This window comes from Pseudomonas sp. efr-133-TYG-5, from assembly GCF_030209175.1.
In the GTDB taxonomy this organism is placed as follows: Bacteria; Pseudomonadota; Gammaproteobacteria; order Pseudomonadales; family Pseudomonadaceae; genus Aquipseudomonas.
Genome location: NZ_JARVSM010000004.1, coordinates 346107 through 368957 on the forward strand (window position 1 = coordinate 346107; position 22851 = coordinate 368957).

Annotated in this window: 23 protein-coding genes and 1 pseudogene; 7 read left to right on the forward strand and 17 right to left on the reverse strand. The window is 62.4% G+C overall.

The genetic code is table 11. From position 1 onward, the window contains the following. Positions 1-3: 3 nt before the first annotated feature. The 10 genes and pseudogenes from QRN70_RS16360 to QRN70_RS16405 form a co-directional block, all read right to left on the reverse strand. Entirely contained in the window at positions 4-717 is a 714-nt protein-coding gene (locus tag QRN70_RS16360; RefSeq protein ID WP_285419007.1) for a phosphocholine cytidylyltransferase family protein, read from the reverse strand. 7 nt (positions 718-724) lie between these two features. Further along, positions 725-1342 (reverse strand): gamma-glutamyl-gamma-aminobutyrate hydrolase family protein, encoded by a 618-nt coding sequence (locus QRN70_RS16365; protein WP_285419008.1) that lies wholly within the window; start codon positions 1340-1342, stop codon positions 725-727. Next, the gene (locus tag QRN70_RS16370) at positions 1339-3654 is read right to left on the reverse strand and encodes a PEP-utilizing enzyme (RefSeq protein WP_285419009.1); all 2316 of its coding nucleotides are present in this window, start codon (positions 3652-3654) and stop codon (positions 1339-1341) included. Before QRN70_RS16370 ends, QRN70_RS16365 begins: the two co-directional genes overlap by 4 nt. 6 nt (positions 3655-3660) lie before the next feature. Further along, the gene (locus QRN70_RS16375) at positions 3661-4410 is read right to left on the reverse strand and encodes a class I SAM-dependent methyltransferase (protein WP_285419010.1); all 750 of its coding nucleotides are present in this window, start codon (positions 4408-4410) and stop codon (positions 3661-3663) included. After that, positions 4407-5024: an adenylyl-sulfate kinase gene (locus tag QRN70_RS16380; RefSeq protein ID WP_285419011.1), complete on the reverse strand. Its 618-nt coding sequence runs from the start codon at positions 5022-5024 to the stop codon at positions 4407-4409. The genes QRN70_RS16375 and QRN70_RS16380 overlap by 4 nt, the downstream gene beginning before the upstream one ends. Beyond that, positions 5021-6193: a hypothetical protein gene (locus QRN70_RS16385; protein WP_285419012.1), complete on the reverse strand. Its 1173-nt coding sequence runs from the start codon at positions 6191-6193 to the stop codon at positions 5021-5023. Before QRN70_RS16385 ends, QRN70_RS16380 begins: the two co-directional genes overlap by 4 nt. Positions 6194-6562: 369 nt before the next feature. Next, a complete protein-coding gene (locus tag QRN70_RS16390) occupies positions 6563-8056 on the reverse strand; it encodes a YifB family Mg chelatase-like AAA ATPase (RefSeq protein WP_285419013.1) in 1494 nt (497 codons plus the stop codon). Between the two features lie 554 nt (positions 8057-8610). After that, positions 8611-9195 (reverse strand): N-acetyltransferase, encoded by a 585-nt coding sequence (locus QRN70_RS16395; protein WP_350224501.1) that lies wholly within the window; start codon positions 9193-9195, stop codon positions 8611-8613. Between the two features lie 195 nt (positions 9196-9390). Then, a pseudogene (locus QRN70_RS16400) lies at positions 9391-9901 on the reverse strand (BRO-N domain-containing protein). Between the two features lie 362 nt (positions 9902-10263). After that, positions 10264-10524 carry an accessory factor UbiK family protein gene (locus QRN70_RS16405; protein WP_011336527.1) on the reverse strand — a complete coding sequence of 87 codons (261 nt, stop codon included), beginning with the start codon at positions 10522-10524 and terminating at the stop codon, positions 10264-10266. A gap of 414 nt (positions 10525-10938) precedes the next feature. On the opposite strand from QRN70_RS16405, the gene glnK reads away from it, so the two are divergent. The 4 genes from glnK (at position 10939) to sutA (ending at position 13717) form a co-directional block, all read left to right on the forward strand. Next, positions 10939-11277, forward strand: coding sequence for a P-II family nitrogen regulator (glnK, locus tag QRN70_RS16410; protein WP_002555808.1), 339 nt, complete (start codon positions 10939-10941; stop codon positions 11275-11277). A 35-nt stretch (positions 11278-11312) separates the two neighbouring features. Continuing rightward, positions 11313-12650, forward strand: coding sequence for an ammonium transporter (locus QRN70_RS16415; RefSeq protein WP_285419014.1), 1338 nt, complete (start codon positions 11313-11315; stop codon positions 12648-12650). A 216-nt stretch (positions 12651-12866) separates the two neighbouring features. After that, entirely contained in the window at positions 12867-13292 is a 426-nt protein-coding gene (locus QRN70_RS16420) for a secondary thiamine-phosphate synthase enzyme YjbQ (RefSeq protein WP_102354796.1), read from the forward strand. A 101-nt stretch (positions 13293-13393) separates the two neighbouring features. Further along, a complete protein-coding gene (gene sutA, locus QRN70_RS16425) occupies positions 13394-13717 on the forward strand; it encodes a dormancy-specific transcriptional regulator SutA (RefSeq protein ID WP_285419015.1) in 324 nt (107 codons plus the stop codon). 95 nt (positions 13718-13812) lie between these two features. On the opposite strand, the gene QRN70_RS16430 is transcribed toward sutA, so the two are convergent. The 6 genes from QRN70_RS16430 to lptM are packed head-to-tail and all read right to left on the reverse strand — an operon-like array spanning position 13813 to position 18423. Then, entirely contained in the window at positions 13813-14520 is a 708-nt protein-coding gene (locus QRN70_RS16430) for an HAD family hydrolase (protein WP_285419016.1), read from the reverse strand. Then, entirely contained in the window at positions 14517-15416 is a 900-nt protein-coding gene (gene xerC / locus QRN70_RS16435; protein ID WP_285419017.1) for a tyrosine recombinase XerC, read from the reverse strand. The genes QRN70_RS16430 and xerC overlap by 4 nt, the downstream gene beginning before the upstream one ends. Positions 15417-15418: 2 nt before the next feature. Next, positions 15419-16144 carry a DUF484 family protein gene (locus QRN70_RS16440; RefSeq protein WP_285419018.1) on the reverse strand — a complete coding sequence of 242 codons (726 nt, stop codon included), beginning with the start codon at positions 16142-16144 and terminating at the stop codon, positions 15419-15421. Between the two features lie 13 nt (positions 16145-16157). Continuing rightward, a complete protein-coding gene (gene dapF / locus QRN70_RS16445; protein ID WP_285419019.1) occupies positions 16158-16988 on the reverse strand; it encodes a diaminopimelate epimerase in 831 nt (276 codons plus the stop codon). 4 nt (positions 16989-16992) lie between these two features. After that, positions 16993-18240: a diaminopimelate decarboxylase gene (gene lysA, locus QRN70_RS16450; RefSeq protein ID WP_285419020.1), complete on the reverse strand. Its 1248-nt coding sequence runs from the start codon at positions 18238-18240 to the stop codon at positions 16993-16995. A 9-nt stretch (positions 18241-18249) separates the two neighbouring features. Then, entirely contained in the window at positions 18250-18423 is a 174-nt protein-coding gene (gene lptM, locus QRN70_RS16455) for an LPS translocon maturation chaperone LptM (RefSeq protein WP_262193191.1), read from the reverse strand. 315 nt (positions 18424-18738) lie between these two features. Between lptM and cyaY the strand changes: the two genes are divergently transcribed. The 3 genes from cyaY to rnk all read left to right on the forward strand — a co-directional run bounded on the left by cyaY (position 18739) and on the right by rnk (position 19855). Continuing rightward, complete coding sequence (gene cyaY / locus QRN70_RS16460) at positions 18739-19071, forward strand: iron donor protein CyaY (protein ID WP_285419021.1); 333 nt, start codon at positions 18739-18741, stop codon at positions 19069-19071. A 4-nt stretch (positions 19072-19075) separates the two neighbouring features. Continuing rightward, a complete protein-coding gene (locus QRN70_RS16465) occupies positions 19076-19297 on the forward strand; it encodes a DUF1289 domain-containing protein (protein ID WP_285419022.1) in 222 nt (73 codons plus the stop codon). A 147-nt stretch (positions 19298-19444) separates the two neighbouring features. Next, positions 19445-19855, forward strand: a complete 411-nt coding sequence (gene rnk / locus QRN70_RS16470) for a nucleoside diphosphate kinase regulator (RefSeq protein WP_285419023.1) — start codon at positions 19445-19447, stop codon at positions 19853-19855. A gap of 7 nt (positions 19856-19862) precedes the next feature. On the opposite strand, the gene QRN70_RS16475 is transcribed toward rnk, so the two are convergent. Next, positions 19863-22706, reverse strand: a complete 2844-nt coding sequence (locus QRN70_RS16475; protein WP_285419024.1) for a class I adenylate cyclase — start codon at positions 22704-22706, stop codon at positions 19863-19865. Between the last annotated feature and the right edge of the window lie 145 nt (positions 22707-22851).

Consider the following 22851-nt stretch of genomic DNA (forward strand, 5'->3'; position numbering starts at 1 on the left):
TCTCTACTGATACAGGGCGAGGTCGTCACCCGAGTCGACTTCGCCCCATTCCCCGCTGTAGGCAAGCGCATGGACCGGCACCCGGCCGGCCTCGATCACCCGTTGCAGGGTATTGGTCATGTGCATGCTGTCACGCTGCGCCGCAGTCAACTGCGCGCGCAGGCGCTGCACTTCCGCCCAGCCTGCGGGGGTGAAACGCAACAGCCCCATGTACTGGCCCTGAACATCGTCCACCGATTGCGGCTTGTTGCCGATTTCGGCGAGCGTGTGGGCGGCGGTCAGGCGGAACGTTTCCGCGTCCAGCAGCGGATCGCCGAAGCGCTCCGTCCACAGCTGCAGCCAGTTCGGGTCGTAGGTGACGGCGAGCGCGGCGTCGCTGCTCAGCAACGATTGCACGGCGGCAGGGCTGTAGAAAATGTCGGAATAACTGACGATGCACGGTGCCTGCTGCAGCCACGCTTCGGCACAGGCCAGCGACGCGACCATGTTTGTCTCGGCCCAGCGCGGGTTGTGGAATTCGCTCAGGCCATGTGCTGCGAGCAGCTCGCGCCTGTAGCCGGTGACCACCGCGATGTCGCTGATGCCCGCTGCGCGCAGGGATTGCAGCTGCCACTCCAGCAGCGTCTTGCCGCGCAGTTCGACCAGGCACTTGGGGCGTTCATCGGTGAGGTTTTTCATGCGACTGCCGCGCCCGGCAGCGAGGATTATGGCTTTCACAACAGTGCTATCCCGTGAGTTCTTGAGTGGACGCCGGTTCGCCGAACAAGCGTTGCAGGCGTTGCAGGTCGAGGGGGGAAAATTGCGCCTCGCGCTCGGGGTGCCACATCCAGCCTTGCCACGCGCGGTGCCGGTGGCCGATGGCTTCGATTGCGCCGTCCTCGCTGCGGGCCAGCACTTCGAAATCTTCCGGACAAGCAGCAAGCACGAGGGTGTGATAGCTGTTCACCTCGGCCACGATCTGCCCGGACAGCTGATGCCGGGTGCGCACATGGCCGGACAGCTGCTTCAACCCCGTGCCCGCCCAGTGCGCGAGCATCTGCATGCCGCGGCAGATGCCCAGCAGCGGCAGATCCTGCGCGCAGGCATGCGCCAGCAGCCGGCTTTCGGTGAGGTCGCGAGCCGGGCACTGACCGATGTCATTGCCGCCGGAAAGCACGATGGCCTGGGGTGCGACGGCCGCCAGCCAGTGTTCGAGGCCGGCAGCGTCCAGGCCGTTTGGCACGGGCACCGCAAGGAAACCCGCCGCCAGGAGAAAAGCGCTCAGGCGCTGATCCAGGGCATCGCGGCTTTCGCCGCGCTCGGGGTGCGTGTCGACGCGCTGACTGACCGCGACGAGCTTCATGCCATCATCTCCACCCGCCGCCCCGGGCAATCCAGGTGCAGGAAATCTGCCGTCGACCAACGCCGGTAGAGCACCTCGCCCGCGCCAATCACCGCCGGCAAACCCAGCTCGCCGGCACGGATCGCCATGTGCGAGTTGGCCCCACCCCACGCCGTGATCAGCCCGGCGATCGGGTAGGCAAAGAGCCAGTCGAAGCCAGGGTCGGCATTGGGGATGCAGACGATCGCTCCGGCGAGTCTGTCGCGGTCATCGCATTGCACCACCGGCGCGGTCACCCGCTTCTGGGTGATGAAGTTGGGCGCGGTTTCCGGCCACTCGAAACTCCAGACATCCTCGGGCCGGGTAATCACCGGCGGCAGCGAGATTTTGAGCGTGTCCGCGTACCGCGCCTTGCCCTGTTCGATGCTGCGCAGCAGCACGTCTCGCGGATCGGCGGCGGCCACGTGCAATTCCTGGAACGCGCTGATATCGCAATAGGCCAGGTCTTCGCGACTGATGCCGTACTCGGCGCCGACCTGCGCGATCAGCGCCAGGGCATCCGAGAGGTTGCGGGTGAAATGAAACTTGGCCAGCTCGCGCAGTTCGATGCCGTTCTGCAGGAAGTCGAGCAGCCCCACCGGGTCCGGCTGCAGGCCATGGGCCTCGAGCAGTTTGACGATCTCGCGCATCTGCGGCAGCGTCAGCGAGAACGGTTGCAGCGGCGCGGGGGCCGCTGGGCGCTGATCCCAGTCGAAGTAAAGCTGCGGCGCTTCATCGTAGCGCGGCGACAGAATGTCGTAGGTGCCCGGACGCAAGTGCCCGTAGCGCGCCAGGAACGAGGTCTTGTCGAGCGTCGCCCGATCCCGCGCCAACTGGCCGCTGACGGTGGACACCCCGGCCATGAACGCATCGTAGTCAGCCTGCGAGAACACCCCGACGCTGACCAGCGAGCGCAGCATCTGCACCGCGACGAACCCTGCGCGGGCCAGGCCGGCGAAGGGCAGGGTGCCGTAGCGTTTGGCATCTTCGAGCAGCCAGTAGATGCGCTCCAGAGGATCGGCATTGGACGCCAGCAACGCCTCGCGACGCGCGTTGAGCACGTCGAGCTTGTTGGCATCGCTGCGCCACAGGCCATCCTTGGGATGCACGATACGGTTGGTCAGCTTGCGCAGGCTGGTGCTGATCGCTTCCAGTTCGGACGGGGTGAACCCGGCGTCGGCCAGGCGCTCGAGCTGTTGCGACAGGTCCAGGGTGTAGCAGGAGAAGACGATCTCGAACTCCACCTTGTCGTGCAGGGTCGGTTCCGCCAGCAGCCGCTCGATGTAGTAATCGACCAGGCGCCCGGCAAGGCCTTCATCGAGGTCGGCCGGAATGAACGAGTTGAACGACAGGCGCACGTCGATGTACGGCAAGCCGAAGAAGTGCGGCATCAGCGGGAAGCTGCGCAGGTTGCGGTAGCCGTAGTTGTGACGCTGGTAGGCCCAGATGGAATCGGTCACCAGGTCCCGATACAGCGAAAGCGCCAGCGGTTTGGGGCGGATGCCGATGATTTCCGCCGGGTTCCAGTCCGGCATCACGCCGTACACCGTGCGCTGGCCGATCAGGAACGGGTGCGGGCGCATGCCGCGCGCGACCTTGCGCTGAATGCTTTCCAGGCGTGCAGCCTGCAGCGCGGCGGATTCCGCGCGGGCGGGCAGGATCAATGGCCGGGCCTGCAACAGCCATAACGTTTCGCCGGCGAGTTCGCGGGTGACCGCGAACTCGCAATCGACCGGCCCGTCGCCGAACAGCTCGAGCAATTCTTCCAGCAGCGCCACCACCGGGGCGAGGGCGGCGGGTGCCGGCACCTGACTGTGCGCGGCCTGCTGCCAGAGCCGGCCGCCCATGCCGCCGGTGACCGACGCGGTGTCGCTGCCTTCGCACCAGTTCACCACCCGATACGGCGCGCAGGTGTTCGGGTCGTGGGAGAACGCCACGCCGGAGCGCACCACGTTGTCCAGCATCGGCTGGATCAGCACCTCGTCAGCCGGATGCACATCGCCGTAACTGGCAATGACCTGGTCAATCGCCGATTCAAGCCCTGCTTCATCGACATCCGGCAGCGAAAGGAAAGCGCCGGCGAAGGAGGCCTGGGCGCTGTCCTCGCGGCCGCAACTGGAGCGGACGATCCACGGCGCGGGGGGCAGCTGCCGCGCAATGTCGGCCACGCAGGCGCGCCGATCCGCTTGCCAGTGCGCCACGGTGAACGCCAGCAACGGCGCGATGCGCGCCGCCACAAGCCGCCCTTGCAGGCTCGACAGCGTGCCGGCCTTGGTAGAGAAGTGCAGGGCCATCGGACGTTATCTCAGTTGCGCGACCCAGATGTTCGTCGAGTACGGAATCTGGATCGACGGCGTCTGCAGGCTTTGCAGGTAGTCGTCGATGGCGCTGATCACTTCGTGGAATTTCGCCCCGGCCTGACGCTCGAGGGTGGCATGGGAGCGCCAGGCTTCCAGGCACTCGGCGATGGATTGTTCGTGGATCACGCGGGCATCGAGGTGCACGACCGGGCCGAACAGTGCGCTGGCGTCGATCACGGCGGTCTGGTCTTCACGACGGGTGCCGTAACCGTAACCGGCCACGCGCTCCTTGATGATGGCTTCGATGCGAGCCTGGATCGGGTCTTCGAGATTGCGGTGGTTCCACATGCAGGCAAACCAGCCGCGCGGCTTGAGAATGCGCGCGGTTTCCTTGAGCGCCTGCTGGCGGTCGCAGACGTTGAACGAGCTGCCGAACGTGACCATGTCGAACGCCTGGGTCGCTTGGCCGGTGGCCTCGCCCGTGCCTTCGTGCCATTTGACGTTGGCCAGTTCCGCGGTGCGCTTGATGCCGTTGCCACGCATCGCATCGTTAGGCTCTACCGCGGTGACCTCCAGGCCACGGGCGGCGAGCATCAGCGTCAAGTGCGCAACACCGGCGCCGACGTCGCAGAACGCGTCGCCCTGTTCGGCACCGGCGATCGACAGCATGGCGTCGATGGCGGCGTCGGCGTAGTCAGGGCGCTTGAGGTAGGCGTCGGCGAGGGTGGTGTAGTCCCATTCGGTTTTCATACTGCATTCCTTTGTTGAATTTTATTGACCAGATCTTGTGCAAGGGTTGCCCCGGACCGTTGCGGGTCGAACTCGACCTGCCAGTCCGGCGCTTGCGGTTCATCAATGTTCAGGTCGAGCCCGGCGACGTCGCGCAGTTCACCGGCGTCGAATCGCCGGTAGATGCCCTTCGGGTCACGCCGTCGCAGTTCTTCCACCGGCACCTTCAAATACACTTCGAAATAGCCGGGCAGGTGCGCGCGGTTCCATTGGTGAACTTCGTGGAACAGCGAAATCGTTGCGATCACCACGGTCTGCCCCTGCGCGGCGATCATTCGGCACAGGTGGGCGTATTGCAGGGCCAGCGCCAGACGACCTTCGCGGCCATGGTTGCGGGAACTGTCGGCTACCGCGCCAAAGACTTCGCGCAACTCGTCGCCATCCAGCATCACCACTGATTGGCCATGGCTGCGCAGACGCGCGACGAGTTCACGGGCCAATGTCGATTTGCCCGCGCCGGAAAGGCCGGTGATCCAAATTACCTGTCCGCCAAGGTCTCTGTTCATATCGGTCTGGCTTGTGCTGTGAGTGTGTCGATTTGCCGGGCCTGCCACGGATTCAGCCGTGGCGCTCAATCGGCAAGGCGTTGGTCTAGGTTGCCGAAGGAATCGATCGTCAACTGGCAGAATTTCGATGCGTGCCGGTGCTCGACCAGGTCGAGGAACACGTCTTGCGGCGCCGACAAGTTGCCGTACTGGCTTTCGTAGAACTTCTTGTAAATGAAATAACTGTCCGCGGTGGTCAGCAGGCTGAAGCCCAGTGCGAGATCCTTGAGTTCATCGCGGTTTGTCGCGATGGGCAGCAAGTTGTCCATTTGCGCCAGCCAGGTCTCGACCGTCGGATTGTGTTCTTCAGCGGTGGGAACGTAGTAGATCGGCAACTTTCCGGTGTTGAGCATGAACGATACGCCACCGGTGGAGGCGTCGGTGATGATGGTGTCGCATTGCTGGTAGAACACGGTGCTGCTGGTGCCCGGCTGGTCGATGCTGATCCATTCATGCGCGGTCAGCTGTTCGCACAGCTCCTTGACGGTCGGATGCTCGAGGTCAGCCATGTAGGGGCGCAGAATGAATGTCGCGTGCGGAATCTGTGCCTTGACCGTATTGATCACGGTCTGCAGATTTTCATACAGCGAAGCATGGCTGGGACAAATGCCCAACTGGGTCGGCAGCAGACCGACGACATGCCGGTCGGACGTCTTTTGCGAGGCTTGCGGTGCGGCAAAGAAATTCGGGATTTTGATCGGCAAGGTCGAAACCGGCGTGGTGTTGCGCAGATCGCCACGCAATACGATGCCGTCCGCGACCAAGGCTTTCAAGTTCTTGCGATCACGCCGGTAAGCCTGCAGTCCCGCTGTGACAAGTTCGAGGCCCGAGCGCGAAGAGGCAATCAGTACATCCCAATAGGACGTCAGCTCGGAATAATAGTATTTGTCTTTGGTCGGCATGCCGACATTGCCGTGGGTAATGAAGATGCCGAAGTTCGACTCGTCCAGCAGGCGCCCCACCCAGGCATCGTTGGAGATGATGATCTGTGATTGCAGATGCGAGATGACGTCGACGCCGACTTGTTCCACCGGAAAATCAAGGATCTCTTCCGCTTCCTGCCGGCTCAGGCCGCTCTTGTCGGTTTGCAGGACGATGCAGTGGTACTTGTCACGCAGAGCATTGAGCGCCGGAATCAGGTATTCGAGATAGGTTTTTCCGCCACGAGTGACATTGTTGATGAAGTAGACATTTTTCATAAGGGTGGCGTACTTTTTGTTATTTGCCGCAGCAAATACTGATTGGGCGAAATGAATGCGCGCAGATAAACAAACTTGCTGTTGTCTTGGCGCAATCGTCGTAACGAATTTCGTCGCAGGCAGGGATTTACAATCTGCCGAACAATGGAAAGTTGTTTATTAAGTGGATGTGCCCGTTGGGCAGAAGAAGATCTTATCCATGATGTGCCGCCTCCATTAATTGCTTTTAACGTTCTACGCGTTAAGTAATTGAACCTGGGTCCATGGCGTAGAGCGTCGTCGTTATATCACACATTGGCTAATGGCTATCAGCGCGTCGGGGGTTTATTCCTGGCGAAATCGTCCGGTCGCCGACTGCCCTGCGCGTCATCATTGCGTCGCGGGGCGATACTGCAATGCCTCGGCCAGATGCTCGCGTGCGATGCGATCTGCCTGTTCTATGTCGGCCAGGGTTCGCGCAACCTTGAGCAGTCGATGCGCCGAGCGCAGCGACAGGGTCAATCGTTCGCACGCCGACTCCAGCCAGTGTTCGTCGGCTGTGGATAACGTGCAGTGACGGCGCAGCCCCGGCAGGTCGAGAAAGGCATTGGCGCAGCCCTGGCGTTTCTGCTGGCGCTCGCGAGCTTCGGCGACCCGCCCGGCAGCGCTGGCGCTGTCCCCGCCGGGCTTGTGTGTCGGGTTCAGCGCCGTGGCTTCCCGCGCCACCGTCAGGTGCAGATCGATGCGATCAAGCAAGGGGCCGGACAACTTGTTGCGATAGCGCTGCACCATGTCCGGCGTGCAGGAGCAGCGGCCGCTCGGTTCGCCAAGATATCCACAGGGACACGGATTCATCGCCGCCACCAGTTGAAACCGCGCCGGAAAACGCACCCGTTCCCTGGCCCGGCAAATCACGATATGCCCCGACTCCAGCGGCTCGCGCAGTACCTCGAGAACCTTGCGGTCGAACTCCGGCAGTTCATCGAGAAACAGTACGCCGTGGTGGGCGAGGGTGATCTCGCCGGGTTGCGGTTTGGAACTGCCGCCGACCAGGGCCGGGCCGGAGGCCGAGTGATGTGGCTGGCGAAACGGGCGCTGCGGCCAATGGGTCAGCGGCGCGCCGCTGGCGACCGACTGGATCGCCGCCACTTCCAGCGCCTCGCTTTCCGCCAGCGGTGGCAACAGACCCGGCAAGCGGCTGGCGAGCAGGGTCTTGCCGGTTCCCGGGGGGCCGCTGAACAACAGGTTATGCGCCCCCGCAGCGGCAATCAGCAGGGCCCGTTTGGCCGCCAGCTGGCCCTGTACCTCGTTGAGGTCGGGGTAGGGTTTGCTGGCGTGGATCAGGCCGTCGCCGACATACGGCTCGAGCGGTGTATGTCCATTGAAGTGCGCCACCGCTTCCAGCAGATGATCCACCGCGATCACCCGCAGCCCTGACGCCAGGCACGCTTCCTCGGCATTCGCCCGTGGCACCACCAGCGTACGCCCGGCCTTGCGCGCCGCCAGTGCGGCCGGCAACACCCCGCGGACCGGCCGTACCGCACCGGACAACGCCAGCTCGCCCAGGCACTCCACGTCGTCCAGGGTCAGGCAGGGCACCTGCACGCTCGCCGAGAGAATCCCCAGGGCAATCGCCAGATCGAAGCGCCCGCCATCCTTGGGCAAGTCCGCCGGAGCCAGATTCAGGGTGATCCGCCTCGCCGGAAACTGCAGCCCGGAATTGATGATCGCACTGCGCACCCGATCCTTGCTCTCCTTCACCGCGGCTTCCGGCAAACCGACCATGGTCAGCGACGGCAGGCCATTGGCGAGGTGTACTTCAACGGTGACGGCGGGGGCATCCACGCCTATCTGGGCGCGACTGTGGACGATGGAGAGGGACATGGTCGTTCCTTGAGCTGAATCGGGGGCCGCTTCCTGCGGATTTTCCAAGGGTAGTTGAGCCGGGTTTCAGTGCTGAAATAGAGGTTTACAAGACGTATCAAGACCCCGATGGTCTGTCACTGCTTGCCTGAATTGGAGCGATGACTCTCGCCTGGCATTGAAGGATCATCCCGTTCGAGGACTGCAACTGCGCATTCGTCGGGACTGGGCACCAGCAAAAGCTCCCCCGCATTTTTGGCAGCAGAGAAAGCTGGTTTCTCTGAAGTAGTGACGACGGGCTAGCCTGTCGGATTCTGAACCCAAGGCCGTAAAGCCCGGAGCTAAAGAATCGCTGCGACTACTCCTCTAAACACAAAAAAGGCGTCCTATGGACGCCTTTTTTTTGACTCAGGATCTTCTACCGGCCAGCGGGCCGCTTGGCTCAAGCTCTGGCCCACATGTAACAGCAACTTCAATAAATCGCCGTTGGTTGGCTGACATATCCCCCGCTAACCGGAGTGCTTCGAGATGTAGTTCAACAATCTGAAGAAGCTTTGCCTTTCGCTTTTTTGGGCTCATACGCACCTCGTGCGATTGGTTTGTTGATTTCGATGTTGTTGACCGTCCACAGAAATGACAAGTCGGTTGGTGTGGTCGAATTCGAACCCCAGTTTCCGGTAGTAAAAAACAACATTCGGATCAGGATCTTGAATCTCGATTTCTTTGCATCCTAGCGCTCGCGCATAGTGATCTGCGACAAGCAGAGCAATCGGCGCGATCCTGCCGCGAAGCGGGTGTGCCCTGTCCGGATGCCCTTCCAGCAGAACAACATTCAAGCAGATGGAGCTTGCGCGTGGGGTCGCATAGCACATCCCGCAAAGAATCTGTTTGTACCATATCGCCAAATCCAGACCTTTCGCATCTTTACTTTTCCAGTCTGCAACATCATCCCAAGGGAAAACTGTTGGTCCCTCCCAGAGAAAGTATTGCTTTATCGCTGCTGGGGTAATTGGCTCAAACTTGACCGCTGCTGCATCAATAGTCGGGATCCTCGGGGCAATGTCCTTGAGAAAGAATTTGTAGGCGATCTTTCGCGAGTTTGATCTGAATGTCTGGTTACGAAGATCCGTTGCTTTGCCTTTTCTTCTCATTGTTTTCATCTGTCTGGATCTGGTCGCAGAAGATAGCCAGCAGAGAGGAAGCAGCGAAATCAGACGTGGGGCACGCGTTTTGTAGGACGTTACTTCTGCGAGTGGAGGATTTCGGAGTAGGGGGGGTGGAGATGACGAAGACAAAAAAAGGTCATTTCAGTGGTGTCACTGAAATGACCGTTGGTAAGGTTGCAGCGCAAAAAATCAGATCAATTGCAGAGCCTTTCTCCACCATGAGGTTACAACCGTGCGGTTTACCTGTTCTCGTTCCGTCACCATGTGTGGCACATCCTGCAACCGAATCCACGGCTGGTTATTCCAGTGCAACAAACTCAACGTCATGTCCGGCCAACTGAGCAGGCTCAGGTGTGGACGTTCGCTTGTGCTGGGATGTTGGGCGTCGCGCAGGATGGGGATCACCTGGTGGGTGAGCCATTCGCGTAGCGCTCGGTATTCGCCGCAGTAGTGGTAGACGAGAGGGCGTAGATGCCGGATTCGCTGATCAGCAGGGTGTTTTCGATCTGGTTGTGGATCAGGGGTCTGCGGGTCTGGTATTGGTCGGGGTCGAGTTTTCGCAGCATGCGTTCGTTGAGGTAGATGTGAGCCGGCGGCTCAGGTCTCGGGCGCAGAACCAGGGTTGGTTCTGGATGAGCAGGGCGTGGAGGGGGAGTTTGTGGCGGGTGAAGATGCTAGGTGTCAGATAGTTTTCGTCCATGGTTCAGTTCTCGAATTCAAGTGAAGAAAACTGCTCCTGTTCGTCGCCAAACGAAAAGGGTGGCAGCTATGCGCGGGTTGGCGAACCGGTGAATTCGAAACCGGCAGACCCTGAGGTCTCCCACGCAAAGCCGCCATAACTCGTTGAGTGAAAACTCTCTGTGAGTCTAGTTGCATTGCGTCAAATTCGATCAAGGTCGCCAAACCCGGTGCTGAACATTCAACATCGGGTGATGCTTGGAAATCTGGGCTTTTCGGCGCAATCGGACGGCGGTGGTGCAAGTTGTAGGACGTTGCCGGGATGTTTGAAGGGCTGGAGATCAAAAGATCGCAGCCTTCGGCAGCTCCTGAAGGGGGCGCGGATTATTCAGCCGGCGGCGTCAGCTTCGCTTCCAGCTCCGCCACCTTCGCTTCAAGGCTTTCGAGGCGGGCGCGGGTACGGGCGAGGACGACCATCTGGCTGTCGAATTCTTCGCGGCTGACCAGGTCGAGTTTGCTGAAGGCGCTTTGCAGCAGCATTTTGAACTGGCTCTCGATTTCGGCTTTGGGCAGGGGCGTGTCGCCGCTGAACAGGCGGGAGGCGGTGCCGCTCAGGGCGTCGAGGAAGTCTTTTGGCGCGAGCATGGGAAATGTCCTGGAAACAATGGCCGGCAGTGTATCACGCAGTGTCTATAGTCACTGGCGCAGGCACGGATGCACGCTTTTCGCGCAAGCGGACGGACGGTGGCGCACCGTTGTTGTGCGTATCCATTCGGGCTTTTGCGCGATAGCGCCTGCGGCAGCGGCCAAGGGATTGAAATCAGAGGCTTTTGGCGAGATGGCAAGCTTTCTGCTTAGTCACCCTCGACCCATGCACTGATGCAGTCGCTGTGACGAATGCAGTGCGGCAGACGGAGCGGGGAGTTTCGTCTGGATGCGGTTAGCTGGCGTCAGTCGGGCAGGCAAGGCCGACGATGCGTTACAAAGCCAGGCACTGCGCTTAGACTTGAGTCGGGTTTGTTTTCCTGGGGCAAGTCCACCAATTCGGGAGAGAGTTTCATGAAGCTAGTCACTGCCATCATCAAGCCGTTCAAGTTGGACGACGTGCGCGAGTCGCTGTCCGAGATCGGCGTGCAGGGCATTACCGTTACTGAAGTCAAAGGCTTCGGTCGGCAGAAGGGTCACACCGAGCTGTATCGCGGCGCGGAGTATGTGGTGGATTTTCTGCCCAAGGTGAAGATCGACGTTGCGATTGACGACAAGGATCTGGACCGGGTTATCGAGGCGATAACCAAGGCTGCCAACACCGGCAAGATCGGTGACGGCAAGATTTTCGTGGTGAATCTGGAACAGGCGATTCGCATCCGTACCGGCGAAACCGATACCGACGCCATCTAAGCCGCCACAAACCCAACGCCCCAGGAGAAAACAATATGACTCTGCGTAAATTCGCAGGGCTAGGAGCCCTGTTGTCTATCGTAATGCCCGGCCTGGCCATGGCGGCAGACGAAGTGGCAGCTCCAGTCCTGAACTCCGGCGACACTGCCTGGATGCTCACCTCCACAGCCCTCGTGCTGTTCATGACCATTCCTGGCCTGGCGCTGTTCTACGGCGGCATGGTCCGCTCGAAAAACATTCTTTCCGTGATGATGCAGTGCTTCGCCATTACCGGTCTGATCAGCGTGTTGTGGGTCATTTATGGCTACAGCATCGCGTTCGACACCACCGGCATGGAGCAGGGCGTCGTCAACTTCAACTCGTTCGTCGGCGGCTTCGGCAAGGCATTCCTCGCCGGCATCACCCCGGCCAGCCTGACCGGCCCGGCGGCGCTGTTCCCGGAAGCCGTGTTCGTCACCTTCCAGATGACCTTCGCGATCATCACCCCGGCGCTGATCGTCGGTGCGTTCGCCGAGCGCATGAAGTTCTCGGCGATGCTGATCTTCATGGGCATCTGGTTCACCCTGGTCTATGCACCGATTGCGCACATGGTCTGGTCCGGCAACGGCGGCCTGATGTGGGACTGGGGCGTCCTCGACTTCGCCGGCGGTACCGTCGTGCACATCAACGCCGGTGTGGCGGGGCTGATTGCCTGCCTGGTACTGGGCAAGCGCAAAGGCTTCCCGACCACGCCGATGGCGCCGCACAACCTCGGCTACACCCTGATGGGCGCGGCGATGCTGTGGGTCGGCTGGTTCGGCTTCAACGCCGGTTCCGCTGCAGCCGCCAACGGCACCGCGGGCATGGCGATGCTGGTCACCCAGATCGCGACCGCTGCCGCCGCACTGGGCTGGATGTTCGCCGAGTGGATCACCCACGGCAAACCTAGCGCCCTGGGCATCGCCTCGGGTGTGGTTGCCGGCCTGGTGGCCATCACTCCGGCCGCTGGCACCGTGGGCCCGATGGGCGCCCTGGTGATCGGTCTGGCCGCGGGCGTGGTGTGCTTCTTCTGCGCCACCACGCTGAAACGCAAACTCGGCTACGACGACTCCCTGGATGCCTTCGGCGTGCACGGTATCGGCGGTATCCTCGGCGCGATCCTCACCGGTGTGTTCGCTGCACCGTCGCTGGGTGGCTTCGGCACCGTCACCGACATCGCCGCACAAGTCTGGATCCAGTGCAAAGGTGTCGGCTTCACGGTGATCTACACCGCGATCGTCACCTTCATCATCCTCAAGGTGCTGGACGCAGTCATGGGTCTGCGGGTTACCGAGGAAGAAGAGTCGGTGGGCCTGGACCTGGCACAACACAACGAACGCGGCTACAACCTGTAAGTACGCGCATCGAAAAAATTTGCCCGGCTCGCCGGGCATTTTTTTGTCCGGATTTTGTCATTCAAAACATAGCTGAAAGGATTTTTCGTACGGCTTTGGTCGTGTTTACGACGGGCGTTTTTCTGCGGCCAATGGCTTACGCAATGGCAGGAATATTAGGGCCTTTGTTTTTTCCCAGAGCGCGCTAGAATGCGCCCCGAACGTGCGGAGAACTGTATGTGGCAACAGACTCTGATAACCCTGCGGGCTCGGCCCCGGGGCTTTCATCTGGTAACGGACGAGTTACTCGCCGGCCTGCCTGAACTCAGGGCCTGCCGGGTCGGTCTGTTGCATTTGTGGCTGCAGCATACCTCGGCGTCGTTGACCATCAACGAGAACGCCGATCCGGCGGTACGTCGCGACTTCGAACGATTTTTCAATCGTCTGATCCCACAAGGAACAGACGGCTATGAGCATAACGACGAAGGCCTGGACGACCTCCCGGCGCACTTCAAGGCCAGCGTGCTTGGCTGCCAGATCAGTCTGCCGGTCTCGGCAGGTCGCCTGGCATTGGGAACCTGGCAAGGCGTTTACCTGGGCGAGCACCGTGATCATGGCGGTGCTCGCAAAGTCCTCGCCACCTTGTACGGTGAAGGGGCATAACCGCTGGTCAGCAGCGGTGAGTGATTTTTTTCCGGCGACTTTCGACAGTCGCCAAAGCTGGTCTATAACTAATCTGCTTTTCGCAAGTCATGAGGTAGAACATGAGCGACGATGATCTGGAAAACGACGACCTCGAAGTAGGCGACGAAGACGAGGCCGAGGAAGGCCTGGAAGCGGCGGCTGAAGACGTTGCTGACGATGACGGTAGCGATGCGCCGGCGCCCACTGCCAAAGGCAAGGCCAAGGCAGCGGTATCGGTCGATGAGCTGCCGAGCATCGAAGCCAAGCAAAAGGAACGGGATGCCCTGGCCAAGGCCATGGAGGAATTCCTGTCCCGTGGTGGCAAGGTGCAGGAAGTGGAGGCCAATGTGGTCGCCGATCCGCCGAAGAAACCGGACAACAAGTACGGCAGCCGTCCTATCTGATCGCGCTGCCTGCTTGCTGAAAGAGCCCGCCGTCGCTGCGGGCTTTTTCATGCCTGGAATAAACGCCGCCGATGCAGTCCTGCAACGCAACGGTGTCAGTTCGAGGTGGCATTCCAGCGTGCGAGCACGGCTGGCAGGTCAGTCAGGTTGCGAATCTCGGCATCCGGCCGGCGCTCCGCTTCCCAGGCCTTGCCGGTGGGGTTGAACCACACCGCGCGCATCCCGGCCTGCTGGGCTCCGGCAATGTCGTCGCCCGGATGATCGCCGATGTGCACCGCCGCTGCGGCGCTGACGCCACCGCGCTGCAAGGCTTCGTGGAACAGTCGGGCATCCGGTTTGGCAATGCCGATGTCTTCGGCGCACAGGGCAAACTTGAAGTAATCGGCCAGCCCGAGGCGGCGCACGTCGGCGTTGCCGTTGGTGACCACGCCGAGGGCGTAGTGATTGGCGAGGATTTCCAGGGTCGGCTCGACCTCGGGAAACACCTCGATCTGGTGCCGCGCATGCAGGAACACTTCGAAACTCTTGTCGGCCAGGTCCGTCGCTTCGCCATGGCCGTAGCCGGCCTCTTCCAGCGCATGGAACAACACCCGCCGCCGCAAGGCGCTGATGCGATGCTTGAGGCCCGGCTCACTGGTCAGGACCCGCTCGCGGATCGCCCACAGATGTTCCACCGGCACCGCGCCGAGATTCGGCGCATGTTCGCTCAGCCATTCGCGCAATACGGCTTCGGCGCTGACGATCACCGGGGCGGTGTCCCACAGGGTGTCGTCGAGGTCGAAGGTGATCAGCTGGATGTTCATGAGTCGTCGCCTTTGCTGCGTTTGGCCCGAGGATGGGCGCTGTCGTAGACCGCCGCCAGGTGCTGGAAGTCCAGGTGGGTATAGATCTGCGTGGTCTTGATGTCCGAGTGGCCGAGCAGCTCCTGCACCGCCCGCAGGTCCTGCGACGATTCCAGCAGGTGGCTGGCGAAGGAGTGCCGCAGCATGTGCGGATGCAGGTTCTGCCCCAGCTCGCGCTCGCCGGCCAGTTTGACCCGCACCTGGATCGCTCGCGGGCCGAGGCGCCGGCCCTGCTGGCTGACGAACACGGCGTCGTCCGCGGGGTTGCTCAGGGCGCGGAGCGGCAGCCATTGTTCCAGCGCTTCGCGAGCCTTGGTGCCGACCGGCAGCAGGCGGGTCTTGCTGCCCTTGCCGAGCACCTGGACCATGCCGTCGGCCAGATCGAGCTGGTCGAGGTCAAGCCCGGTCAGTTCCGACAGGCGCAGGCCGGAAGAGTAGAACAACTCGAGAATCGCCTGATCGCGCCGGGCGAGAAAATCGTCCTCCACCGCCCCTTCGAGCAGTTGCAGGGCGCGGTCGGTGTCGAGGGTCTTCGGCAGGCGCCGTTCGCCTTTCGGCGGGGCCAGGCCGGTGGCCGGGTCGTGGTCGCAGAGGCCTTCGCGATTGAGGTAGTGATAGAGCCCGCGGACGGCCGAGAGCAGGCGTGCCAGACTGCGCGAGGACTGGCCCTGGGCGTGCAGGCGCGCGATCAGGCTGCGCAGGCGCTGGATATCCAGGGCCTGCCAGCTGCCGATGTTCTGTTTGGCGCACCAGCCGACGACCTTGTCGAGGTCGCGGCGGTAGGCGGACAGCGTGTGCGGTGACACCTGCCGCTCGCTGCGCAGGTGTTCGCAGTAAGCGTCCAGTTGTCGTTCCATGCTCAGCGTACCGAGCGCAGGGAGCTGTTGACCCGTGGCAGCACGCGACCCATGACTTCGGCGATGTAGCTGAGGAACAGCGTACCGACCGAACTCTTGTAATGCTGCGGATCGCGGCTGGCGATGGCGAGGATGCCGTGAATGCCATGATGGCTGACGGCAACCACCGCGGTGGAGCCGATCTGCTTGCGCTGTTCTTCGCCGAACAGGAAGTCCAGCTCATGCTCGCGCAGGCTGCCGCTGACGCTCTTGCCTTCGGTGAGCAGGCCGCCGATGGCGGTCTGTGCGTCGGCGTGGGTCACCCAGCGACCGACCGGCGCCGGGTTGTCGCCGAGCAGGATCAGGCTGACGAAGGGCACCTGGAAGTCCTGGCGCAGGCTGTCTTCGACGCTGATCACCACGTCTTCGAGGCTGCTGGCGTCCATCAGTGCGAGGATCAGGCGGCGGGTCTTGTCGAACAGGCGATCGTTGTCGCGGGCGACGTCCATCAGTTGCGAAAGGCGGTGACGCATCTCGATGTTGCGGTCGCGCAGAATGGTCATCTGCCGCTCGACCAGCGACACGGTGTCGCCGCGGCGATGGGGAATGCGCATCGCCGGCAGCAGTTCTTCATGCTCGACGAAGAAGTCCGGATGAGCCTCCAGGTACGCGGCAACCGCTGCCGCCTCCAGGCTCTCGGACGCTGATTCGTCGGACTGTCGGGCGGGTACCTGAGGCTTATCGGTCATGGCTTCTGCTCACTCAAAGACGCACTTGTCCTTCGTATACGCGCACTGCCGGGCCGGTCATCAGCACCGGATGGCCGGGGCCTGCCCATTCGATGGACAGGCGCCCGCCCGGCAGGTCGATCAATAGTGGCGAATCCATCCACCCCTGGCTGATCGCAGCCACGGCCGCGGCGCAGGCGCCGGTGCCGCAGGCCTGGGTTTCCCCGGCACCGCGTTCCCAGACGCGCAATTGCGCGCGGTTGCGGTCGATGACCTGGAGGAAGCCGACGTTGACCCGCGCCGGAAAGCGCGGGTGGTGTTCGATCTTCGGCCCCAGTTCATGCACCGGTGCACTGTTGATGTCCTGCACCCGCAGCACGGCGTGAGGGTTGCCCATCGACACCGCTGCCAGCTCGACCGTGGTGCCGTCGACATCCAGTTGATAGCTGGTCGCCTGGGCCGGCGCGTCGAACGGAATGTCCGCCGGCACCAGGCGCGGGGCGCCCATGTTCACGCCGATCTGGCCATCGTTACGCACGTCCAGTTCGATGATGCCGCCCTTGGTCTCGACGCGGATCTGCCGTTTGGCGGTCAGGCGCTTGTCGAGCACGAAGCGCGCGAAGCAGCGGGCACCGTTGCCGCACTGCTCGACCTCCGAGCCGTCGGAGTTGAAGATCCGGTAACGGAAATCCACATCCGGATTGCTCGGCGCCTCGACGATCAGCAACTGGTCGAAACCGATGCCGGTGTGTCGGTCACCCCATTGCTTGGCGTGCTTGGGCTGAATGTGCGCGTGCTGGCTGACCAGGTCGAGGACCATGAAGTCGTTGCCCAGGCCGTGCATTTTGGTAAAACGCAGCAGCATGGGGTTACTCCGGCAGCAGGCTTTCGCCGGCAAACAACTCGGCCACGGTTTCGCGGCGACGCACTTCGAACGCTTGATCGCCATCCACCAGCACCTCGGCGGCACGGCCGCGGGTGTTGTAGTTGGAGCTCATCACGAAACCGTAGGCGCCGGCCGAATGCACCGCCAGCAGATCGCCTTCTTCCAGCGCCAGTTCACGATCCTTGGCGAGGAAATCGCCGGTTTCGCAGATCGGCCCGACGATGTCGTACTTGCGTGCGGCGGTGTCGCGTGGCTTGACGGCGGTGACGTTCATCCAGGCCTGGTACAGCGCCGGACGGATCAGGTCGTTCATGGCCGCATCGACGATGGCGAAGTCTTTGTGTTCGGTGTGCTTGAGGTACTCGACCTGCGTCAGCAACACGCCGCCGTTGGCGACGATGAAGCGCCCGGGTTCGAAGACCAGCGCCAGGTCGCGGCCGTCGAGACGCTCGCGCACTGCCTTGATGTAGTCAGCGGCCAGCGGCGGCTCTTCTTCGCGATAACGCACGCCCAGGCCGCCACCGAGATCGATGTGGCGCAGGTGGATGCCGCAATCGCCGAGGCGGTCGACCAGGTCGAGCAAGCGGTCGAGGGCGTCGAGGAACGGTGGCAGGGTGGTCAGTTGCGAGCCGATGTGGCAGTCGACACCGACCACTTCCAGGTTGGGCAGGTGCGCGGCGCGCACGTACACGTCCTCGGCGTCGGCAATGGCGATGCCGAACTTGTTCTCTTTGAGACCGGTGGAGATGTACGGGTGGGTGCCGGCATCGACGTCCGGGTTGACCCGCAGCGAGATCGGCGCGCGAACGCCGAGCTCGGCGGCCACCACTTGCAGGCGCTCCAGCTCGTCGGTGGATTCGACGTTGAAGCAGTGCACGCCGACTTCCAGGGCGCGACGCATGTCGTCACGGGTCTTGCCGACGCCGGAGAACACGATCTTGTCGGGGCTGCCGCCGGCGGCGAGCACACGCTCGAGCTCGCCGCGGGACACGATGTCGAAACCGGCACCGATGCGGGCCAGGACATTCAGCACGCCGAGGTTGGAGTTGGCCTTGACCGCGAAGCAGACCAGGTGCGGCATGCCGGCCAGCGCATCGGCGTAGGCCAGGTACTGGGCCTCGATGTGCGCGCGGGAATAGACGTAGGTCGGTGTGCCGAAGCGGTCGGCGATGGCGGACAGCGCCACACCTTCCGCGAACAGCTCCCCGCCACGGTAATCAAAAGCGTCCATGGCGATCCCTTAGTAGACGTCGTGCTTGTGTGCCTTGGAGGCCGGTTGTTGTTGCGACGACTTGGCTTGCTCGGCCGGGTCCTGATCTTCGTCAGGCAGGTACAGCGGGCCTTTTTGACCGCAGGCCGAAACGAGGCAGGCAACCGCGACGAGCGCAGCAAGGGAAGAGATCAGGCGCTTCATGGCGAAATCCTTGAAAATGCGTTAATTGCGCCGGAGTATACCGGCCACCCGGCAGCTTGCCTATGCGAGGGGGTTCCCGTCCGGCGGGGCTTCCTGAATACGCACAAACCCCTGTGGCAGCGGGCTTGCTCGCGAAGGCGGCGGTCCAGTCGAGAAAAATGCCGGATGTGCCGGCCCCTTGGCGGGCAGGCCCGCTGCCACAAGTGTTGTCTTGGATGGGCGGGCAGGCCCTTGGTCGTTATCCTTTGCAATCGGCCGGCAGCGTCCGTATCTTGCGGCGCTTGAGCCTGATCAGACATTTTTGAGGTTGCCGCAATGAGTTTGTCCGAAGCCCGTTTCCACGATCTGGTCGATGCCACCCAGCAAACGCTGGAAGACATCTTTGACGACAGCGACCTGGACATCGACATGGAGAACTCGGCGGGTGTGCTGACCGTCAAGTTCGAAAACGGTAGCCAGCTGATTTTCAGCCGCCAGGAGCCTCTGCGCCAACTGTGGCTGGCCGCGGTGTCCGGTGGTTTCCACTTCGATTACGACGAAGACAGCCAGCGCTGGATGTGTGACAAGAGCGACGAGCAGCTGGGCGAAATGCTCGAGCGCATCGTCCAGCAGCAGGCCGGTGCCGAGTTCGATTTCGAAGGTCTGTGATTTCGTGACTGCCACCGCCCCGGCCCGCGCGCCGAAGCCGCTCTACAGCAACGTCAGCCCGGCAGTGCCGTCGCCGTGCACCGGCGTCTGCCGCCTGGATGAACACAAGGTCTGCCTCGGCTGTTTCCGCCATGTCGAGGACATCCGCGAATGGCGTTCGGCCGATGACGAGCGGCGCCGGGTGATCGTCGTCCAGGCCGCCAATCGCCGAGCGACCTCCCTGTAGGCGCGGGTCGTCCGGCGGTGACTTGTATATTTTTTGAGCTGTGATAGTGTCCGAGCACGCCTCAACCCATCGAGGCTCGGTGAAAACCCCGTCTTTTTTGGCGGGGTTTTGCTTTTTTTGTGCAGAAGAAAGGAGTCTGCCCGGATCATGACCGCACCTTCCATCACCCTTACCCGTCTGGACGTGCAACGTCTGGAACGCCTGATCGACAGCCTGGACGAGACGCTGCCGGGCGTGATTGCGCTGCAGACCGAGCTGGATCGCGCCGACACCCTGGTCAGCCACGATGACGTGCCTGCCGACGTAGTGACCATGAATTCCCGCGTGCACTGCCGCGAAGAAGGCAGTGGCAAGGACTATCACCTGACGCTGGTGTATCCCAAGCATGCCAACGCCGACGAAGGCAAAATCTCGATCCTGGCACCGGTCGGCAGTGCGCTGCTGGGCTTGAAGGTCGGCCAGCACATCGACTGGCCGGCGCCCGGTGGCAAGACCCTGAAACTGACCCTGCTGGAAGTCGAATCGCAACCGGCCAACGGTGGCGACTACCCGGTCTGACCCCGCCTCAGACCTGTTCGAGCGCCTCGTTCAGGGCGCGCTCCAGGTCAGCCTTGTAGCGCAGATAGAGATTGCTTGAGCTCTGCCCGTCACCGAGCAGGCCCGACAGGTCGAGGTCGGTGATGTAGCAGCGGTAGCGCTCGGTTTCCCGGCGCTGCTCGACGATCTCCCGGGCGACCACGCTGAACAGCTGGTCGCCATGTTCCAGCTCGCTGAATTCGCGCTGATTGCAATACAGGGTGACCTGCACCTGCCCCGGTGCGGCTTTGCCGATGATCGCCTGCACGTCGTAGAACGGTTTGTTGGCCGGTGTCTGCGGCGCCGGCCGCGCTTCGACCCGCCGCGCCCGTCCCGGGCCCGATGGCAGCAATTGGTAATACAACGTCTCGAGGCTGACCGCTTGTGCGGTGTCCATCGGCATCAGCGCGTCGCGGCGGTACTGGATCGATTGCAGGAAGCGCTGCAGGGGCACCAACAGGCTCTGTTCGTCGTGATACGGCAGGTGCTGCTGCCAGAGCGCATTGTATTCATCGAGCACGTACAGCTCGGCGTGCGCCTCGCTGATCCGGTAGAACACCTGGATGCACTCCGGCTGACCCATCGGCAGGATCAGCGCGAGGTCGTGATCTTCCAGCGCCATCGGGTCGAGGTGCAGCGGGCTGTAGCGCGGTTGTTCCTCGCCGAGGTATTCGAGCAGCGCCGGCAGGGTGGCGAGGGCGACATGGTTGACCTGGCCCGGCACCAGCTCCAGCACGTGATAGTGCTGCTGCACCTGGATCAGGTAACGGTGATTGAGCTCGCTGAGCAGCAGGTTCTGCGCGGTGTCGACGATTTCCTCGACCCGCCGGGCAATGAACTGCGCACGGTTGTGGCAGAAGCAGCGCACCCGCAGCGTCGGCTGACGCGGCCCGCGCGGCAGGTTGTTGAGGTAGTCGCGCAGGCAGTCGAGCAGGGCGTGCGGGCCGTCGAAACGGTTGACCAGCACTTCGTTCCAGCTGTTGAGCGTGACCTGGTCGAGGGTCAGCACGAGATTTTCCCGCACGCCGGCGTAGCTCAGCGAATCGGTGCGCTCGGTGGTCATCAGAATGTTCAGGTCGCGGTGATGTTTGAGCGGGTCGACGCCGACATTCACCAGGATCAGCACTTCATGCGGTTCGCTGGCGCGCAGCAGTGGCTCTTCAGCCACGGTGGGCAGGGGCAGGGCGATGCTCTGTTGCAGGCTGCCAAGCAGGTTGAACAGCTCGAATTCGCTGAGGTCGCTGGTGCCAGGGTGCAGGGCCAGGCGGGTGCCGCTGTCGATCACGCCGTTGCGATGGCACCAGGTCAGCAATTCGAGCAACTGGCGGCTGCGCTTGATCGGCGCGAAATGCTCCCACTCCAGCGCCGTCAGGCTGCCGTTGTACAGGCCCCAGTGAGTCTGCCCCGGTTCCTTTTTGTTCGGCGATTGCACCAGGGTCAGGGTGTCCTCGGCCAGGTCCGGGGCGATGCCGGGGTTGATGAACTCGACCTTGTCGGCCTTGCGTTCGAACGCGGCGTACAGGCGCCGGCCGAGCACGTTGAGGTCGCGTTTGTTGATCAGGCTGACGGTCTGTTCGGTGCGGGCGAACTGGGTCAGGAAGCGATAGCTGTAGTTCAGCTCGTTGACCAGCGCCCGGCGTTCGGCGCCGACCTGGCGCACTTTCCATTGGCTGCGGCTGTCGAGCAGGACCAGTTGTCGCTGATCCCAATGCCATTCGCTGGCCAGGCGCTCCAGCAGCGCCCGCTGCCAGCTCTGGGTGCGCGAGCTGCCGGTGAGCTTGCGGTTGACCTTGAGGTACAGCGCCCGCCGCACCAGTTCCAGGCGCTCCGGCTCGTTGCGCGCCGTGAGGTATTCCTCGATGCGCCGGTACACCACCATGTACGGGTCCAGCTCATCCAGATCCAGCTGATTGGCGAACACCGCACGCTTGAAGCGCAGGCTCAGGCACTGCACCTGCGGGTGTTCGCTGGCATAGACCTCGATCAGCAACAGCTTGAGCACCGATTTGTACGGCGACTCGATACCCTTGAACAGCTGCCACAGGCCGGCGCCGATGAACTCGCCCGGCGGAATATGCGCCAGGTGGCCGAGATCGAGGGTTTCATCGTTGCGGATGAAACGCTTGGAAAGCAGCGTATGGGTATAGGCGTGGTAGGCGTGTTCTTCATAGACCGGCACCAGCCACCAGATCGGGGTGCGCCCGGCCAGCCAGATTGCGGTGCGATAGAACTCGTCCAGCAGCAGATAATGCTGGGTGGTGCCGCAGTCCTCGGAGCTGAGTTGAGTGTCGCGCTCACCTTTGACGAAGCGCTGCGCGTCGATCAGGAAGAAGTGCGCCTCGGCGCCCTGGCTGGCGGCCCAGGTTTCGAGCAACTGGCACTTGCGGCGCAATTCGCCGAGCTCGTTGTCGCTCAGGTCCGGCGCGTGGCAGACCCACACGTCCATGTCGCTCTGGTCGGCCTGGGCCAGGGTGCCGAGGCTGCCCATCAGGAACAGCCCGTGAATCGGCCGCGGCGGGTTACTGCCATGGCGCGGCTTGTAGGAGAACGAGCGGGTCAGGCGCTGGGCTTCGACGAGGGTGTCGGCGTCCGGTTCATAGTTCGACAGGCCGGCCGGCGTGCTGCCCGACACGTAGCCCGGCAGCAACGGATGATTGACATGAAAAAACAGCGGCAGCAGCGTCAGCACGCTTTGCTGGCGCGTCGACAGGCCTTCGCGCGCCCGGCTCAGGCGGCCGTCATTGAGTTTGAGAAAGCGTGCGCGCAGCTGGCTGAGTACCTTGCGGTCGATTCCCTCGTCCAGATCGGGGCGAATTTCATGGGTGCGGGTCATGTCAGCTCAAACCGGCTCGCGGGGCTCGGAAACAGAGGGTCTCGGAATGTCCGGAGTTTAGCGTCTGTAGGACGTGGCGATTAAGCGGAATTTGGTTTTTGACGTCAGATTTCTATCGTTCGGCAGGAAGGATGGCCGCAGCGGG

Excerpts from the sequence above, each read along its gene's own strand:
- QRN70_RS16365 (WP_285419008.1), bottom strand. The coding sequence starts at position 1,342 with ATGAAGCTCGTCGCGGTCAGTCAGCGCGTCGACACGCACCCCGAGCGC.
- QRN70_RS16370 (WP_285419009.1), bottom strand. The coding sequence starts at position 3,654 with ATGGCCCTGCACTTCTCTACCAAGGCCGGCACGCTGTCGAGCCTGCAA.
- QRN70_RS16375 (WP_285419010.1), bottom strand. The coding sequence starts at position 4,410 with ATGAAAACCGAATGGGACTACACCACCCTCGCCGACGCCTACCTCAAG.
- QRN70_RS16385 (WP_285419012.1), bottom strand. The coding sequence starts at position 6,193 with ATGAAAAATGTCTACTTCATCAACAATGTCACTCGTGGCGGAAAAACC.
- QRN70_RS16390 (WP_285419013.1), bottom strand. The coding sequence starts at position 8,056 with ATGTCCCTCTCCATCGTCCACAGTCGCGCCCAGATAGGCGTGGATGCC.
- QRN70_RS16395 (WP_350224501.1), bottom strand. The coding sequence starts at position 9,195 with ATGAAAACAATGAGAAGAAAAGGCAAAGCAACGGATCTTCGTAACCAG.
- QRN70_RS16405 (WP_011336527.1), bottom strand. The coding sequence starts at position 10,524 with ATGCTCGCGCCAAAAGACTTCCTCGACGCCCTGAGCGGCACCGCCTCC.
- glnK (WP_002555808.1), top strand. The coding sequence starts at position 10,939 with ATGAAGCTAGTCACTGCCATCATCAAGCCGTTCAAGTTGGACGACGTG.
- QRN70_RS16415 (WP_285419014.1), top strand. The coding sequence starts at position 11,313 with ATGACTCTGCGTAAATTCGCAGGGCTAGGAGCCCTGTTGTCTATCGTA.
- QRN70_RS16420 (WP_102354796.1), top strand. The coding sequence starts at position 12,867 with ATGTGGCAACAGACTCTGATAACCCTGCGGGCTCGGCCCCGGGGCTTT.
- sutA (WP_285419015.1), top strand. The coding sequence starts at position 13,394 with ATGAGCGACGATGATCTGGAAAACGACGACCTCGAAGTAGGCGACGAA.
- QRN70_RS16430 (WP_285419016.1), bottom strand. The coding sequence starts at position 14,520 with ATGAACATCCAGCTGATCACCTTCGACCTCGACGACACCCTGTGGGAC.
- xerC (WP_285419017.1), bottom strand. The coding sequence starts at position 15,416 with ATGGAACGACAACTGGACGCTTACTGCGAACACCTGCGCAGCGAGCGG.
- QRN70_RS16440 (WP_285419018.1), bottom strand. The coding sequence starts at position 16,144 with ATGACCGATAAGCCTCAGGTACCCGCCCGACAGTCCGACGAATCAGCG.
- dapF (WP_285419019.1), bottom strand. The coding sequence starts at position 16,988 with ATGCTGCTGCGTTTTACCAAAATGCACGGCCTGGGCAACGACTTCATG.
- lysA (WP_285419020.1), bottom strand. The coding sequence starts at position 18,240 with ATGGACGCTTTTGATTACCGTGGCGGGGAGCTGTTCGCGGAAGGTGTG.
- lptM (WP_262193191.1), bottom strand. The coding sequence starts at position 18,423 with ATGAAGCGCCTGATCTCTTCCCTTGCTGCGCTCGTCGCGGTTGCCTGC.
- cyaY (WP_285419021.1), top strand. The coding sequence starts at position 18,739 with ATGAGTTTGTCCGAAGCCCGTTTCCACGATCTGGTCGATGCCACCCAG.
- rnk (WP_285419023.1), top strand. The coding sequence starts at position 19,445 with ATGACCGCACCTTCCATCACCCTTACCCGTCTGGACGTGCAACGTCTG.
- QRN70_RS16475 (WP_285419024.1), bottom strand. The coding sequence starts at position 22,706 with ATGACCCGCACCCATGAAATTCGCCCCGATCTGGACGAGGGAATCGAC.